General features: G+C 67.7%; 13 protein-coding genes and 3 tRNA genes. 10 read left to right on the top strand and 6 right to left on the bottom strand.

Going from position 1 to position 15,944, the window contains the following annotated elements:
- Nucleotides 1–64 precede the first annotated feature (64 nt).
- Nucleotides 65–259, top strand: a complete 195-nt coding sequence (locus tag J7F03_RS19195) for a hypothetical protein (RefSeq protein WP_112446551.1) — start codon at nucleotides 65–67, stop codon at nucleotides 257–259.
- Nucleotides 260–373: 114 nt separating this feature from the next.
- On the opposite strand, the gene J7F03_RS19190 is transcribed toward J7F03_RS19195, so the two are convergent.
- Nucleotides 374–446: transfer RNA gene (locus J7F03_RS19190), tRNA-Gly, on the bottom strand.
- A gap of 255 nt (nucleotides 447–701) precedes the next feature.
- A complete protein-coding gene (locus J7F03_RS19185; RefSeq protein WP_214950951.1) occupies nucleotides 702–1,661 on the bottom strand; it encodes a hypothetical protein in 960 nt (319 codons plus the stop codon).
- A gap of 402 nt (nucleotides 1,662–2,063) precedes the next feature.
- On the opposite strand from J7F03_RS19185, the gene J7F03_RS19180 reads away from it, so the two are divergent.
- Nucleotides 2,064–2,261, top strand: a complete 198-nt coding sequence (locus tag J7F03_RS19180; RefSeq protein WP_214950949.1) for a hypothetical protein — start codon at nucleotides 2,064–2,066, stop codon at nucleotides 2,259–2,261.
- Nucleotides 2,262–2,699: 438 nt separating this feature from the next.
- On the opposite strand, the gene J7F03_RS19175 is transcribed toward J7F03_RS19180, so the two are convergent.
- Nucleotides 2,700–2,770 (bottom strand) — tRNA-Gly (locus J7F03_RS19175).
- Between the two features lie 167 nt (nucleotides 2,771–2,937).
- Between J7F03_RS19175 and J7F03_RS19170 the strand changes: the two genes are divergently transcribed.
- From J7F03_RS19170 to clpX, 5 genes are all read left to right on the top strand, one after another.
- A tRNA-Pro gene (locus tag J7F03_RS19170) sits at nucleotides 2,938–3,014 on the top strand.
- 231 nt (nucleotides 3,015–3,245) lie between these two features.
- Nucleotides 3,246–4,640, top strand: a complete 1,395-nt coding sequence (tig, locus tag J7F03_RS19165) for a trigger factor (RefSeq protein ID WP_214950947.1) — start codon at nucleotides 3,246–3,248, stop codon at nucleotides 4,638–4,640.
- 298 nt (nucleotides 4,641–4,938) lie between these two features.
- On the top strand, nucleotides 4,939–5,556 hold the full coding sequence (locus tag J7F03_RS19160; RefSeq protein ID WP_214950945.1) for an ATP-dependent Clp protease proteolytic subunit: 618 nt from the start codon (nucleotides 4,939–4,941) through the stop codon (nucleotides 5,554–5,556).
- A gap of 86 nt (nucleotides 5,557–5,642) precedes the next feature.
- A complete protein-coding gene (locus J7F03_RS19155; protein WP_285427762.1) occupies nucleotides 5,643–6,314 on the top strand; it encodes an ATP-dependent Clp protease proteolytic subunit in 672 nt (223 codons plus the stop codon).
- Nucleotides 6,315–6,468: 154 nt separating this feature from the next.
- On the top strand, nucleotides 6,469–7,755 hold the full coding sequence (gene clpX / locus J7F03_RS19150; protein ID WP_214950941.1) for an ATP-dependent Clp protease ATP-binding subunit ClpX: 1,287 nt from the start codon (nucleotides 6,469–6,471) through the stop codon (nucleotides 7,753–7,755).
- 74 nt (nucleotides 7,756–7,829) lie between these two features.
- Here the strand turns inward: clpX and J7F03_RS19145 are convergent, their stop codons facing one another.
- Complete coding sequence (locus tag J7F03_RS19145; RefSeq protein WP_214950939.1) at nucleotides 7,830–8,810, bottom strand: hypothetical protein; 981 nt, start codon at nucleotides 8,808–8,810, stop codon at nucleotides 7,830–7,832.
- A gap of 127 nt (nucleotides 8,811–8,937) precedes the next feature.
- On the opposite strand from J7F03_RS19145, the gene J7F03_RS19140 reads away from it, so the two are divergent.
- Nucleotides 8,938–11,559 (top strand): valine--tRNA ligase, encoded by a 2,622-nt coding sequence (locus tag J7F03_RS19140; RefSeq protein WP_214950937.1) that lies wholly within the window; start codon nucleotides 8,938–8,940, stop codon nucleotides 11,557–11,559.
- Here the strand turns inward: J7F03_RS19140 and J7F03_RS19135 are convergent.
- Nucleotides 11,483–11,956: a vitamin K epoxide reductase family protein gene (locus J7F03_RS19135; protein ID WP_214950935.1), complete on the bottom strand. Its 474-nt coding sequence runs from the start codon at nucleotides 11,954–11,956 to the stop codon at nucleotides 11,483–11,485. The genes J7F03_RS19140 and J7F03_RS19135 overlap by 77 nt on opposite strands.
- 139 nt (nucleotides 11,957–12,095) lie before the next feature.
- Between J7F03_RS19135 and J7F03_RS19130 the strand changes: the two genes are divergently transcribed.
- A complete protein-coding gene (locus J7F03_RS19130) occupies nucleotides 12,096–13,244 on the top strand; it encodes a sensor histidine kinase (protein ID WP_214950933.1) in 1,149 nt (382 codons plus the stop codon).
- Between the two features lie 14 nt (nucleotides 13,245–13,258).
- Here J7F03_RS19130 and J7F03_RS19125 read toward each other — a convergent pair whose 3' ends face one another.
- Nucleotides 13,259–14,308: a rod shape-determining protein gene (locus J7F03_RS19125; protein ID WP_214950916.1), complete on the bottom strand. Its 1,050-nt coding sequence runs from the start codon at nucleotides 14,306–14,308 to the stop codon at nucleotides 13,259–13,261.
- 117 nt (nucleotides 14,309–14,425) lie between these two features.
- Here J7F03_RS19125 and J7F03_RS19120 point away from each other — a divergent pair, with 117 nt between their 5' ends.
- On the top strand, nucleotides 14,426–15,940 hold the full coding sequence (locus J7F03_RS19120) for a folylpolyglutamate synthase/dihydrofolate synthase family protein (RefSeq protein ID WP_214950914.1): 1,515 nt from the start codon (nucleotides 14,426–14,428) through the stop codon (nucleotides 15,938–15,940).
- The last annotated feature ends 4 nt before the right edge of the window (nucleotides 15,941–15,944 follow it).

Below are 15,944 nucleotides of genomic sequence, written 5' to 3'. Positions count from 1 at the left end.
CATGTGGGGGTGCGCACGGCCGACCCCCGGGCCGACCAGGGGACGACCGAAGGTGTGATCAGAAGTGGCCATTTCGCTGTCAGTAGTGGTTCTGTTGGCGATCATCCTCGTGGTGCTCGTTCGCGGGAACCACCTCAAGGCCGGCCCCGCGGTCGTCGCGGTCCTCTTCGGCTTCTTCCTCGCGTCCAGCTCCATCGCCCCGGACGTCAACCGCTTTCTGAACTCCCTCGCGGACACGATCGCCGGCATCAAACTCTGAGCACGGAAGCCGGGCCGGCGGTCAGCCGGCCACGGCGCCGCAGATCCCGTGGATCCCGGGAACGCAACAGGGCCAGTCGGAGGAAAACATCCTCTGACCTGGCCCTGAGCCGTCTGGAGCGGGTGACGGGAATCGAACCCGCCTAGCTGGTTTGGAAGATCACGTACGCGCACCGTGCCCCACCCGCAGCTGCTCCCACTGGGCGAGATCGTGGATAGCGTATCGGTGGAGGTATTGGAGGAACAGCTCCACCTCGTCGTCTGACAGCGGCTCGTCGTGCCTCTCGTTGCGGCAGACGGCTGGGCGCGGGCTCGGCGATGGATTCGGCCTTCACGGCAGTTCCCTACTGTTCCCCGTCGCTTGATCTGGTCCGCTTTTGGGGTGGGGCTCAAGTTCAGCCTGCCTGGAGCAATGACGCTCGCGGGCCCCCGGCGCTGTCCTCCTACCGAGCCGCGGAGGTGTGTGCATGATCAATACAGTATGAGTGGCAATGTGCAGAACGGCGCCGCAACAGTTCATCGGACTCCAAGGTGCCGTCGAGCGTGAGCAGCATTCCGATCCCACCTGCCGATCTCAAGAGAGATGGCCTGTGAAGGACTTCATCCATCGCGCGAGCAACCTTGACAACATCGGACGTATCTTCGGCTGACTCCATTTTCCAGATCGCAAGCTGCATTAATGTCGCCGCCCCTGATTTCAGCCACCCGCAGTTATGCAAGAAGAATAGGGCGCATGAGGCGATTGATGCCGGCTGATCAGGAGAAACTTTTCTGATGTCTCTCAGTAGGAACCTAAACACCGTGTTGGATATTAGTTGCACGGCGGCCTGCGCAAAAGAGTCGCCTGGATCTGCCAGGGCTGCATCGCGTACGCCCGCCACTAGCATCGACATGGCGCCGCCGATGGCGCGAGCGCGATTTATTTCGCAGAAACACGCGGATTCGAGGATCTCACGCTGACCGACAAGAGAGCCAGCCATATGCTTCGTGCGTGACGTGCATACCCGGCATTCACTGCGGAAGATGCTTGCGTCAAGTGGGACCAAGCCGGTGTCCCAGATTTCGGCGAAGCTCCTTTCATCTTCGTTGCGATCCCACAGCGGTGGCCGCAACTGCGCGGCGCTCAGATAAGCTTGCTCCTCTGCGGTTTTAATTTCCTCTCTGGTTCTGGCGGTGGTGCCGCTCAATTCGGCCCCGATCCGGTCAAAAGTGATCTTCGCTTTGGAGGTCCTGCGTTTGGAGACCTTTTCCGCTTCCGCGTAAGCTCCGTCCAGTGCTGCCTCGGAATGATCGCCGTCATCCGTGAAGCGCGAAATGCGATCTCTGTCTCTTTCGCCCGAATCGATCCATTTATTGAGGACTCGACGAACTGACGCGATATGCGTTGTCGTTAGTTCATTCACGCATGGAACATTTCGTGGCTGCACTAGCCCCGCCATGAAAAGCGTGAGAACTGCCTCATCGGTCGATCGGCCTTGGCCTGTCCGCAGTGCCAGGCTCTCGGCATAGTCGTGAAGCCCAGCCACAGGTTCGGAGCGAGAGCCGGCACCCCGGCCAAGCCCCTGGCGCATGTGTCGCGGCAGGTAGCTCTTGGACCGCCACCGTTCCAGCTGTGTTGCCGTGATCGAGACCCCTCGCGATGCCAGCGCTCTGATGAGTTCCTGGTCGGTACGACTTGGCTGCGTCCTAGGCATGGAGACAGCGTAAGAACCCCGCGAGGTTTCGGGAAGTTGGCGAGTCCCAACTGAGGATCCTGGACTCGTACTTCGCACAACCGGGCGAGTCTGCGCAATCGAGGGGAAGACATGGGACGTTCTATCGAAGTGAGGGTCTTGCTGATTGGGCTTGCGGTGATGCTTGGCGTGATCGTCGGCATGGCGGCTGGTCTGCTGGCTTGGCTCAGCGGTTCATCCGCACCGGTTGCCATCCGCCATGGAGGGGTGGCCTTCGGGGGTGCTGTGACGTTGTCAATCTTGATCATGACTGCCCTGGGCCTTCTTTAGAGGCCCACGTTTGCAGGGCGTACGCCTACTTCTTCTCGGCCTGGTTCTTGCCCCGGCCTGGGCGTTTACCGGGTAAGGACGCTCTGACCCGCGGTCGGCCAGTGAGCGGTTGTCACCCTTGGCCAGCCCCGGCCAGCCGCTCACGGCCCACAGACGGCCCGGCGTCGCGCGTGCTGTTCCTGATCATCCCGGTCGGCCACACGCTCGAAGTCTTCAGAGAGCGGACCGCGGAGGCAACCCGGAGATCTGGCGGGCCAGTTCGTCGACGACCTGCGGTGCGGACGCATGAGCAAGAAGGATGTGAAGGACTCGAAGGGTACGAAAGAAGATCCACAGCGGAAGAGGTACGCAGGGGGCGCGGGGAGCTGATCGCAGACCCGGGAACGACGAAGGGCCAAGTCGAGGAAACATCCTCTGACCTGGCCCTTAGTGCTTCTGAGCGGGTGACGGGAATCGAACCCGCGTAGCTAGTTTGGAAGACTAGTGCTCTACCATTGAGCTACACCCGCACTACGTGCGACGCAGGTCCGAGGACCGCGGCACGGACAGCATCCTAGCGGGTCGGGGCGGCGGATCGCACACCGCATTTCGGGCCCGGGTGCGCGAGCGGTGGCGCTTTCCCCGAAACTCCGCACGGCGGAGGGTCTTCGGGCATGTACCCTACGTGTCGCACCGACGGGGTGTGGCGCAGCTTGGTAGCGCGTCCGCTTTGGGAGCGGAAGGTCGTCGGTTCGAATCCGGCCACCCCGACCAGCAGGAAGCGCTCGGAGGCTGATCCTTCTCCGATCGGCGTCATTCCACGCGACCGCGCGAGAAGCTTCGCGGAGACCGCGTCGATGATCGCGTTGTGGGCTGATTGCCGCTTGCGGCTACTATGCAAGCTGCGTGCCCGTGTGTCTGATGTACCGGGCCCGATCCGCTGAGAACCGCTGAGTCGCGGCGACAGCAGAGACCCCCAGCAGTCAGCCACAAGGAGACCGAACCGTGAAGAGCGCCGTGGAGACCCTGAACCCGACTCGGGTTCGGCTCACTGTTGAGGTGCCCTTCGAGGAGCTCAAGGACAGCCTCGACGCGGCCTACAAGAAGATCAACCAGCAGGTCACGGTGAAGGGCTTCCGCAAGGGCAAGATCCCGGCCCGCGTCATCGACCAGCGCTTCGGCCGCGGTGCGGTGCTGGAGGAGGCCGTCAACGACGCCCTCCCGAAGTTCTACACCGAGGCGGTCAACGAGGCCGACCTGAACCCGCTGGGCCAGCCCGACGTCGACATCACGGAGCTGAAGGACGGCGAACTGCTGGCCTTCACCGCCGAGGTCGACATCCGTCCCGCGATCGAGATCCCGGACTACTCCGGCATCGAGGTCACCGTGGACGCCATCGAGGTCTCCGACGAGGACGTCGAGAAGTCGGTCGAGCAGCTGCGCGGCCGTTTCGCGTCCACCAAGGACGTCGAGCGCGCCGCCCAGGACGGCGACGTCGTCACGATCGACCTCGAGGCCAAGGTCGACGGGGAGGTGCTGGAGGACGGTGTCGCCCAGGACGTCTCCTACACCATCGGCTCGGGTGAGCTGCTCGAAGGCATCGACGAGGCCGTCAAGGGCCTGGAGGCCGGTGGCGAGGCCACCTTCACCTCCCAGCTGAAGGGCGGCTCCGCCGAGGGCAAGGACGCCGAGGTCACCGTCAAGGTCGCCAAGGTCTCCGCCCGTGAGCTGCCGGAGCTGGACGACGAGTTCGCCGGCATGGCGAGCGAGTTCGACACGCTGGAGGAGCTGAAGGCCGACAGCCGCAAGCGCCTCGAGAACATGAAGCAGTACGACCAGGCCACCCAGGCCCAGGAGCGCGTGCTGGAGAAGCTGCTCGAGCTCGTCGAGGTCCCGATCCCCGAGAAGCTCCTCGCGGACGAGGTCCAGACCCGCAAGCACAACCTCGAGCACCACCAGCTCGGCCAGATGGGTCTTTCCATCGAGAAGTACCTCGAGATCCAGGGCAAGACGGTCGAGGAGTTCGACGCCGAGACCGCCGAGCAGGCGATCAAGGGCATCAAGACCCAGTTCGTCCTCGACGAGCTGGTCAACAAGGAGAAGCTGAACGTCAACCAGGAGGAGCTCACCGAGCACCTCATGCGGCGCGCTGCCTCCTCCGGCATGTCCCCCGACCAGTTCGCCCAGGCCGTCGTCGAGGGCGGCCAGGTTCCGATGCTCGTCGGCGAGGTCGCCCGCGGCAAGGCCCTCGCGGCCGTCGTCGAGGTCGCCAAGGTCACCGACACCAACGGTGAGGTCGTCGACCTGTCCGACGACGAGGACGAGGTCGAGCAGGCCGCCGAGACCGTCGAGAACGTGGTCGAGGCCGACGGCGAGACCGCGGCCGACGAGGCCAAGTAACACCTGGGGTCACCCCCGCCGAGCAGTACCCGAGCATGGCCCGAAGGGCCCGTACGCAGCCGCGTCCGGGCCCTTCGGCTTGCCCGCGCGAAGCCCTCCGGGACCGGTCCCGGACCTTGCGCTCCGAGCGAACAGTTCGGGAAGCGGGATGGCGTTGTCCTACCTGCGCGTTAGGGTCCATGAATACGAGGGCACGGGAGTACCCGACGCCGGCGGACGTCGTCCGCACCGGTTGGTCCGAGCCCCAGAACGAGACGCTGAGACGGCACATGGCCGTCGGAGACGAGCAGGTGGATACGTGACGAATCTGAAGCCTTACGCCGCGGGTGAGCCGTCCATCGGTGGCGGCCTCGGCGACCATGTCTACAACCGGCTGCTCGGCGAGCGCATCATCTTCCTCGGCCAGCAGGTCGACGACGACATCGCCAACAAGATCACCGCGCAGCTCCTCCTCCTGGCCGCCGAGCCGGACAAGGACATCTACCTGTACATCAACAGCCCCGGTGGCTCGGTGACGGCCGGCATGGCGGTCTACGACACCATGCAGTACATCCCGAACGACGTCGTCACCATCGGTATGGGCATGGCGGCCTCGATGGGCCAGTTCCTGCTCACCGGCGGCACCGCGGGCAAGCGGTTCTCGCTCCCGAACACCGACATCCTGATGCACCAGGGCTCCGCCGGCATCGGCGGCACCGCCTCGGACATCAAGATCCAGGCCCAGTACCTGCTGCGCACGAAGCAGCGCATGGCTGAGATCACCGCCCACCACTCCGGCCAGACGGTGGAGACGATCATCCGCGACGGCGACCGCGACCGCTGGTACACGGCGGAAGAGGCCAAGGCTTACGGCCTCATCGACGAGATCATCTCCGCCGCGTCGCTGGTCCCGGGCGGCGGCGGCACCGGGGCCTGATCCCGGCCCCGGCGCGCGAGAACCCGCAGGGGAGCTCGTACGCCAGCCCGCACCAGGCAAGCCTCAGCCCGCAGAACGCCACCAGGATGGTGAACACCCAGATGCACATGAACAACCTTTCTCCCGCGAGCGGCCTCTACACCGGCGCGCCGGTGGACAACCGTTACGTCGTGCCGCGCTTCGTGGAGCGCACCTCGCAGGGCGTGCGCGAGTACGACCCGTACGCGAAGCTCTTCGAGGAGCGCATCATCTTCCTCGGCGTGCAGATCGATGACGCCTCCGCCAACGACGTCATGGCGCAGCTGCTGTGCCTGGAGTCGATGGACCCGGACCGCGACATCTACCTGTACATCAACAGCCCCGGCGGCTCCTTCACCGCGCTGACGGCCATCTACGACACGATGCAGTTCGTGAAGCCGGACATCTCGACGGTCTGCATGGGCCAGGCGGCCTCCGCCGCCGCCGTCCTGCTCGCCGCGGGCGCCCCCGGCAAGCGCATGGCGCTGCCGAACGCCCGTGTGCTGATCCACCAGCCCTCCGGTGGCACCGGTCGCGAGCAGCTCTCCGACCTGGAGATCGCGGCCAACGAGATCCTGCGCATGCGCGACCAGCTGGAGACCATGCTGGCCAAGCACTCGACGACGCCGCTCGAGAAGATCCGCGACGACATCGAGCGCGACAAGATCCTCACTGCCGAGGGTGCGCTGGCCTACGGCCTGATCGACCAGGTCGTCGCCACCCGCAAGACCTCGCACTGAATCCTTGCCGCCAGTTGGCGTGGGCACGTCGCCGGATTGGGCGATGTGAACCACGTCAAGGGGGCCCCGCACGGGGCCCCCGGCAAGGTACCGTCGGATATGAGGCACCAGGAGCGCTGAACCAGGCGTCTCCCAGGCGAAGGGGAAGTACCTCGTGGCACGCATCGGTGACGGCGGCGACCTGCTCAAGTGCTCGTTCTGCGGAAAGAGCCAGAAGCAGGTGAAGAAGCTCATCGCGGGACCCGGTGTGTACATCTGCGACGAGTGCATCGACCTCTGCAACGAGATCATCGAAGAGGAACTCGCGGAGACCTCCGAGGTCCGGTGGGAGGAACTCCCGAAGCCCCGCGAGATCTATGAGTTCCTGGAGAGCTACGTCGTCGGCCAGGAGCCGGCGAAGAAGGCGCTCTCGGTCGCGGTGTACAACCACTACAAGCGCGTCCAGGCCGGCGAGAACGGCGGCGCGCAGGGCAAGGACGACGCGATCGAGCTCGCGAAGTCCAACATCCTGCTGCTGGGCCCCACGGGCTCGGGCAAGACGCTGCTGGCCCAGACGCTCGCCCGCATGCTCAACGTCCCGTTCGCCATCGCCGACGCGACGGCGCTGACGGAGGCCGGGTACGTCGGCGAGGACGTCGAGAACATCCTGCTCAAGCTGATCCAGGCGGCCGACTACGACGTCAAGAAGGCCGAGACCGGGATCATCTACATCGACGAGATCGACAAGGTCGCCCGCAAGAGCGAGAACCCGTCGATCACGCGCGACGTGAGCGGCGAGGGCGTGCAGCAGGCCCTCCTGAAGATCCTGGAAGGCACGACCGCTTCCGTACCGCCGCAGGGCGGCCGCAAGCACCCGCACCAGGAATTCATCCAGATCGACACGACGAACGTGCTGTTCATCGTGGGCGGTGCCTTCTCCGGCCTGGAGCGGATCATCGAATCGCGCGCCGGCGCCAAGGGCATCGGCTTCGGGGCGACGATCCGCTCGAAGCGCGAGATCGAGGCGAGCAACCAGTTCCAGGAGGTCATGCCGGAGGACCTGGTGAAGTTCGGGATGATCCCCGAGTTCATCGGACGCCTGCCCGTCATCACCTCCGTGCACAACCTGGACCGCGAGGCCCTGCTCCAGATCCTCATCGAGCCGCGCAACGCCCTGGTGAAGCAGTACCAGCGGCTGTTCGAACTCGACGGTGTGGAGCTGGACTTCGAGCGCGAGGCGCTGGAAGCCATCGCGGACCAGGCGATCCTCCGCCAGACCGGCGCGCGCGGCCTGCGCGCCATCATGGAAGAGGTCCTGATGTCGGTGATGTACGAGGTCCCGTCCCGCAAGGACGTGGCCCGCGTGGTCATCACCTCGGACGTGGTCCGCTCCAACGTCAACCCGACGCTGGTCCCGCGGATCGTCCCGAAGGAGCAGGGGCCGCACGAGAAGTCGGCATAGTCGTACCGGACATGAGGAAGGGCGCCCCCCGGACGGGGGGGGCGCCCTTCCTCATGCCGTGCGGGCGGTCGCGGTTACTTCTTCGCGCGCGCGGTGTTGTAGAGCGCCGCGTTCAGCTCGGCGCTCTGGGCCAGGGTGTAGCCCTTGCCCCCGGTCATCATCTTGCCGATGTCGATGTTGATCGTCATGCCCATGGTGCTGTAGTCGGTCCAGATGCACATCGGCATCGTGATCTCCTTGGGCTGCAGCGGGTTGGTGGAGGGCTTCTTGGAGGTGAGCTTCACCTCCTGGCACTTCATCAGCGCACCGCTGAACCCGGCCGGCTTGAAGGTCTCGGGGGAGCCGATGAACTGGATGTCGGCGTCCTTGTCGTCCTTGGCCAGGCTGGAGGTCTTCATCAGCTGGAACGAGGCGTCGAGGGTCTTCGCGGGGTCCGCGATCTCGCCGTAGAAGCCGGAGAAGTTGAGGGACTTGCCCTCCAGGGGCTTGGCCGTGTTCTTGATCTCGTAGCCTGCCCCGACCTTGGTCGGGTTCTTGATCCCGATCGCCTCGGTCTCCTTCTTCTCCTGGGCGTCCATGGTGCTGTCGCCCTCTTTGGCGCTCTTCTTGAAGTCGTTCACCGTCGCCGGCGGGACGATCTTGTAGCCCTTGGTGGAGGCGGAGACGTCGCTGTTGCCGGCGCCCTTGGTCATGAACCAGTACCCGCCGCCCGCGATCACGGCGACCGCCAGGACCACGGCGATGACCACGCCGGCCTTCGACTTCTTCGGGGGCATCCCGCCGCCGTACGGAGGCTGCTGGTAGCCGCCGCCGTACGGGGGCTGCTGCGGCTGCGGCTGCTGCTGCGGGTATCCGGGCTGCTGGGGGTAACCCTGCTGCGGTACTCCCTGGGGGGCCTGCTGCGGGTATCCGTATCCGGGCTGCGCGCCGGGCTGCTGCCCGTAGGGCCCGGGCTGTCCGTAGGGCCCCGGCTGCTGCGGCGGCTGCTGCTGCCCGTAAGGCCCGGGCTGCTGCGGCTGCTGGTCTCCGTACGGTCCCGGCTGGTTGTAGCTCATCCCGCGTCCCCCCATGAGGTTGCTTATGCGTCCCACACATCCTCGCGGAAGCCGGACCCGCACAGACCCCCGGGCCCCGCTAAAGCCGGTTTCATGACCGGACCGTTACGGCCCTAAACTGTGGTCCGTGACCGAGAACACGCAGACACCCAGCAGCCCCAACTCCGAACTGCCGACCCAGTACGCGCCGGCCGATGTAGAGGGGAAGCTCTACGAGCGCTGGGTAGAGCGTGGGTACTTCGAGGCGGACGAGAAGAGCGAGAAGCCTCCGTACGCCATCGTCATTCCGCCGCCGAACGTCACCGGAAGCCTCCACCTGGGGCATGCCTTCGAGCACACGCTGATCGACGCACTCACCCGCCGCAAGCGCATGCAGGGCTACGAGACCCTGTGGCAGCCCGGCATGGACCACGCCGGTATCGCGACCCAGAACGTCGTCGAGCGCGAGCTCGCCAAGGAGGGCAAGTCCCGCCACGACCTGGGCCGTGAGGCGTTCGTCGAGCGCGTCTGGCAGTGGAAGGGCGAGTCCGGCGGTCAGATCTCCGGCCAGATGCGTCGCCTCGGCGACGGCGTCGACTGGTCGCGCGAGCGCTTCACCATGGACGAGGGCCTCTCCGAAGCCGTCCAGACCATCTTCAAGAAGCTGTACGACGACGAACTGATCTACCGCGCCGAGCGCATCATCAACTGGTGCCCGCGCTGCCTCACCGCGATCTCCGACATCGAGGTCGAGTACCAGGACGACGACGGCGAGCTCGTCTCCATCCGGTACGGCGACGGGGAGAACTCCATCGTCGTCGCGACGACCCGCGCCGAGACGATGCTGGGCGACACCGCCGTGGCCGTCCACCCCGAGGACGAGCGCTACAAGCACATGGTCGGCACCGAGATCGAGCTGCCGCTGACCGGCCGCCGCATCAAGATCGTCGCCGACGAGCACGTCGACCCCGAGTTCGGGACCGGCGCCGTCAAGGTGACCCCGGCGCACGACCCGAACGACTTCGAGATCGGCCAGCGCCACGGCCTGCCCAACCTCGCCGTCATGGACGAGCACGCCATCATCACCGCCCACGGCCCCTTCCAGGGCCTGGACCGGCTGGAGGCCCGCTCCGCCATCGTCGCCGCGCTGCGCGCCGACGGCCGGATCGTCGCCGAGAAGCGCCCGTACGCCCACTCCGTCGGCCACTGCTCGCGCTGCAAGACCACCATCGAGCCCCGCCTGTCGCTCCAGTGGTGGGTCAAGGTGGGCCCGCTCGCCAAGGCCGCCGGTGACGCGGTCCGCGACGGCAAGGTCAAGATCCACCCGCAGGAGATGGAGAAGCGCTACTTCGACTGGGTCGACAACCTCCACGACTGGTGCATCTCGCGCCAGCTGTGGTGGGGCCACCGGATCCCGGTCTGGTACGGCCCGAACGGCGAGATCGTCTGTGTCGGCCCCGACGAGCAGCCGCCGACCGGCGAAGGCTGGACCCAGGACACGGACGTCCTGGACACCTGGTTCTCCTCCGGCCTGTGGCCGTTCTCCACGCTCGGCTGGCCGCGGCAGACCGACAGCCTGGCGAAGTTCTACCCGAACGCCGTGCTGGTCACCGGCTACGACATCCTCTTCTTCTGGGTCGCCCGGATGATGATGTTCGGCCTGTACGCGATGGACGGCACCCCGCCGTTCCACACCATCGCCCTGCACGGCATGGTCCGCGACGAGCGCGGCAAGAAGATGTCGAAGTCCTTCGGCAACGCCGTCAACCCGCTGGACTGGATGGACAAGTACGGCTCGGATGCCGTCCGCTTCACCCTGGCCCGCGGCGCCAACCCGGGTGTCGACGTCCCGATCGGTGAGGACTGGGTCCAGGCCTCCAGCAAGTTCGCCAACAAGATCTGGAACGCCACGCGCTTCGCGATGATGAACGGCGCCACGATCGAGGGCGAGCTGCCGGCCGCCGAGCAGATGTCGGCGACCGACCGCTGGATCCTGTCGCGCCTCAACACGACCGTGGCCGAGGTCGACGCGTTCTACGAGGACTACCAGTTCTCGAAGCTGTCGGACGCCCTCTACCACTTCGCGTGGGACGAGGTCTTCGACTGGTACGTCGAGCTGTCGAAGACGACGTTCTTCGCGGGCGGCGAGCAGGCCAAGGTCTCCGCCCGGGTCCTCGGCGAGGTCCTCGACGTCACGCTGCGCCTGCTGCACCCGGTGGTCCCCTTCGTCACCGAGACCCTCTGGACCACGCTGACCGGCGGTGAGTCCCTTGTGATCGCCGAGTGGCCGAAGGACAGCGGTTTCCGCGACGCGGCCGCCCAGGCCGAGATCGAAGGTGTCCAGACCCTGGTCAGGGAGGTCCGCCGGTTCCGCAAGGAGCAGGGCCTCGACGACAAGCAGAAGGTCCCGGCCCGCCTGGCTCTGGCGGGTACGCCGCTGGCCTCCCACGAGGCGGCCATCCGCCAGCTCCTGCGCCTTCAGCCGGAGGGCGAGGAGTTCCACGCCACCGCGACCCTGCCGGTGGCCGGTGCCAGCGTCGCGCTCGACCTGTCGGGCACCATCGACATCCCGGCGGAGCGCAAGCGGCTGAGCAAGGACCTTGCCGCCGCCGAGAAGGAGAAGCAGCAGGCCCAGGCGAAGCTCGGCAACGAGGCGTTCATCGCCAAGGCCCCCGACAACGTCGTGGACAAGATCAAGGGCCGCCTCGCCAAGGCCGACGCGGACATCGCGCGGCTCCAGGCCCAGCTGGCCGCGCTGCCCGCCGAGTAGCGGTCCGGCAGCCCGCAGAGCACAGGTGAAGGCCCCCACGCCGTCGACGTGGGGGCCTTCGCTGCCAGAGTCGGCGGGGGAGCACCGCCCCGGCCACCAGGGCCGTACCCAGCCCGGAGAGCGCCGCGAAGCCGGCGATGCCGAGCAGCATGTTGGGGAAGCCGAGCAGGTTGCCCTGCCAGGTGGTCATCACGTCGCCGCAGCTCAGGACCGCGTTGACGTTGCAGCCCGGGGTGAAGAGCGGGTCTTCCAGGGTGCGGACGCGGTCGTAGGTGAGGACGCCGGAGGCCAGCGTGCCGATCAGGCCGCCGATGAGCAGGAGCAGCGGGACGCCCCGGGAGCGGTGGCCGGGGCCGTGTTCCTCGGTGGTCGTTCGGGGGGTCGTTCGGGTGGTCATTCCTTCGACGCTACGAAACGGGGTCCGGCGGCGGCAGGGCCATCCGGCCATGTCCTGACACATCCGAAGTGCCGTATATCACTTGTCGTGGGGCGGCGGCGGATCGGATGCGGGTGGGCGACCACGGATGATGGAGGGCATGCACGTCAAGCCCGTCGCCTCGGCGCTCCACTGGGTCGCGGCCTCCGGCCGCAGGCTCACCGAGAGCTGGGCCGGGTCACCGCGGGCGATCGACGTGCTGACGGCGCTCGGCTGCTTCGCCCTGATGGCGCTGGACCTGCCGGGCCTGGCCGCCGCCGACAACTCCCTGAGCGGGCCGCTCGCCGCCGTCGTGCTCGCGGCGGGCTGCCTGGGCCTGCTGGTGCGGCGCCGCGTGCCCTGGGTCTCGTACCTGACCGCCCTGCTCTTCATCGGCTGGCTCCACGAGCTCACGCTGATCCAGTTCGCCCTGTACTCCGTGGGCCGCTACCGGGGGCGCCGCGCCGGGATCCTGGCCACCGTCGGGTACGTGGGCTTCGCGCTGGTGGTGTTCGCCGTGCCCGGATGGCCCGAGCCGCGGATCGAGACCCTCAGCTCCTTCCTCAGCCTCGTCGTGCCCATCGGCGTCCTCGCCTCGGCCGTCGGCATCGCCGCCTACCGCCACGACCTCGTGCGCGAGCTCGACACCCGGCGCGCCGAGTCCGCCGTCCTGCAGGCCGTCCAGCAGGAGCGGACCTCCGTCGCCCGCGACGTCCACGACTTCGTCGGGCGCGAGCTGACCCTGCTCACGGTCCGCTCCGAGGTGCTGTCGATGCGCTCGCGCGAGACGGCGTACGCGAAGGACTTCGAAGAGCTGGCCGACACCGCCCGCCGGGCCCACCTGGTGCTCAACGAGATCATCGTGCAGCGCGGGGAGCGGGCCGCGACCCCGGGCGTGGAGGGGCTGGCGGCCCTCGCGGAGGAGAGCGGGCGGGCGGGTTCCCCCGTACGGCTCGCCCTGGATCCGGACGTGCACGGGCTGTCGCCGCTGCGGCAGGCGGCGGTCTACCGGGTGGTGCAGGAGTGCCTGACCAACGCCGCCAAGCACGCCCGCGGCGAGACCATCGAGGTGTCCATCGCGGCGGACGGCCCGCAGCTGCGGATCGCCGTCAGCAACGGGCTGGCGGAGCGCAACGGGACCCGGGCCCCGGTCTCGGCGGGCTCGGGCACGGCGAGCATGTCCGAGCGCGTGCGCAGCCTGGGCGGAAGCCTGACGGCGACGCGCACGGAGGGCTCGTACGAGGTCGTGGCCACCCTCCCGAAGGGATAGGCGCGTGACAGCCCTTAGGCCTTCGCCGGTGCCAGCAGGCTGCTGAGCGTGTCCATGTCCTCCACGCAGCGGCCCGATCCCAGGGCCACGCAGTCCAGCGGATCGTCCGCGACGAAGACCGGGATCCCGGTCGAGGAGGCCATCCGCAGGTCCAGGCCGGGCAGCAGCGCGCCGCCGCCGGTCAGGACGATGCCGTGCTCCATGACGTCGCCGGACAGTTCGGGCGGGCATTCCTCCAGGGTGGTGCGCACCGCGGTGATGATCGCCTCGATGGGCTCGTCGAGGGCGGCCCGCACGTCGCCCGCGCCGAGCTGGAGCGTCTGGGGCATGCCGCCGACCCTCTCGCCGCCCCGCACGGTGAAGGTGCGGGTCTCCAGCTCCGGCCGGTCGGGCACGGGCCAGGCCGAGCCGATGGCGATCTTGACGTCCTCGGCGGTGCGCTCGCCGATGAGCAGGGCGTGCTCCTTGCGGACGTAGTCCATGATCGCGGAGTCCAGCTTGTCGCCGCCGACCCGCAGCGACTGGGAGGTGACGATGCCGCCCAGCGAGATGACCGCGACCTCCGAGGTGCCGCCACCGATGTCGACGACCATCGAGCCGCGCGGTTCGGACACCGGCAGCCCGGCTCCCATCGCGGCGGCCATCGGTTCCTCGATGAGGTGCACGGTCTTGGCGCCGGCCCGGGTGGAGGCGTGGATGATGGCCCGCCGCTCCACCTGGGTGATCCCGGTCGGTACGCAGATCACCATGCGGGTGCGCACCCGGCGGCCGGGGACGGCCTTGCGGACGAAGTGCCGGATCATCTCCTCGGCGGCCTCGTAGTCGCAGATCACGCCGTCCTTGAGCGGTCGGATGGCGGTGATGGAGCCGGGGGTGCGGCCGATGGTCTCCTTGGCCTCGGTTCCGACGGCCAGGGCGGTGGTCGTGCCGGCCTTGACCGCCACCACGGACGGCTCATTGAGGACGATGCCGTGTCCGCGTGCGTAGACGAGGGTGTTGGCGGTTCCCAGGTCTATCCCTATGTCGCGGCTGGAAGCTGTCTTGTTGGTGCTGGCCTGCGGCATCTATTCCCCTATCTCCTGCCCGCAAGGCTTGCATAACGATCCGGTCGCCTTCGCCGTCGAAGGTCCCGAAGCGACCAGGCCGAAAGTCCCCCCGGCCCTCGTCCGTAGACTGGTCCCGTGAGTGAGCAGCAGCCCGAGAGCCACGATGACAGCTTCGACGAGTTCGACCAGATCGTGGCGGAAGAGTCCGACCGCGACCCCGACCTGGCGGTGATCGCTGCGGGCAGCCGCACCCTGCGCGCGCAGGCCGGTCCACCTCAGGGCGAGCCGGTACCCGACGTGCCCGCCGACCCCGAGGTGGCCAAGGCGCTGCGGGAGGTGGAGCAGGAGCTGGCCGGCCGCTGGGGCGAGACCAAACTGGAGCCGTCCATCACGCGGATCGCCGCGCTGATGGACGTCCTGGGCGAGCCGCAGCGCGCGTACCCCTCCATCCACGTCACCGGCACCAACGGCAAGACGAGCACCGCCCGCATGATCGAGGCGCTGCTGAACGCCTTCGAGCTGCGCACCGGGCGCTACACCAGCCCGCACGTGCAGTCGGTCACCGAGCGGATCAGCCTGGACGGGGCGCCGATCACGGCCGAGCGGTTCGTCGAGACGTACCACGACATCAAGCCGTACGTGGAGATGGTGGACGCGGCCGAGGAGTTCCGGCTGTCGTTCTTCGAGGTCCTCACCGGCATGGCCTACGCGGCGTTCGCGGACGCTCCCATCGACGCGGCCGTGATCGAGGTCGGCATGGGCGGCACCTGGGACGCGACCAACGTGATCGACGCCGCGGTCGCCGTGGTCACCCCGATCAGCCTGGACCACACGGACCGGCTCGGCTCCACGCCCGGCGAGATCGCCGTGGAGAAGGGCGGGGTCATCAAGCAGGGCGCCACCGTGATCCTGGCGCAGCAGCCGGTGGACGCGGCGCAGGTGCTGCTGAAGAAGGCCGTCGAGGTCGACGCGACGGTGGCCCGCGAGGGCATGGAGTTCGGCGTCGTCACCCGCGAGGTCGCCGTGGGCGGGCAGCAGCTGACGCTGCGCGGCCTGGGCGGCGAGTACGACGGGATCTTCCTGCCGCTGTACGGCGCCCACATGGCGCACAACGCGGCGGTGGCACTGGCGGCGGTCGAGGCCTTCTTCGGGATCGGCGCGGACCACGCGCGGGCGCTGGACGTGGATACGGTGCGCAAGGCCTTCGCCTCGGTGACCTCGCCCGGCCGCATGGAGGTCGTGCGGCGCAGCCCGACGGTGGTCCTGGACGCGGCGCACAACCCGGCCGGGGCGCTGGTCACGGCGGAGGCGGTGACCGAGGCCTTCGGCTTCAGCCGGCTCATCGGGGTCGTGGGCGCGAGCGAGGGCAAGGACGTGCGGGGGTTCTTCGAGGCCTTCGAGCCGATCTTCGCGGAGGTCGTGATCACGGAGAACACCAGTCATCGGGCGATGTCCGCGGACGCCCTGGCGGCCGTGGCGGTCGAGGTCTTCGGGCCGGACCGGGTGCAGGTGGAGCCTCGGCTGGACGACGCCCTGGAGGCGGCGATCACGCTGGCGGAGGAAGAGGCGGAGTACGGAGGGGCCGGGGTCCTGGTGACCGGGTCCGTGATCACGGTGGGCGAGGCCCGCCTGCTGCTGAAGAGGGGCTGAGGGA

Origin of the sequence: Streptomyces sp. ISL-43 (assembly GCF_018614195.1) — a bacterium.
Lineage (GTDB): Bacteria > Actinomycetota > Actinomycetes > Streptomycetales > Streptomycetaceae > Streptomyces.
The sequence above is the reverse complement of the archived record's forward strand: the minus strand, read 5'-3'. Positions and strand labels throughout refer to the sequence as shown.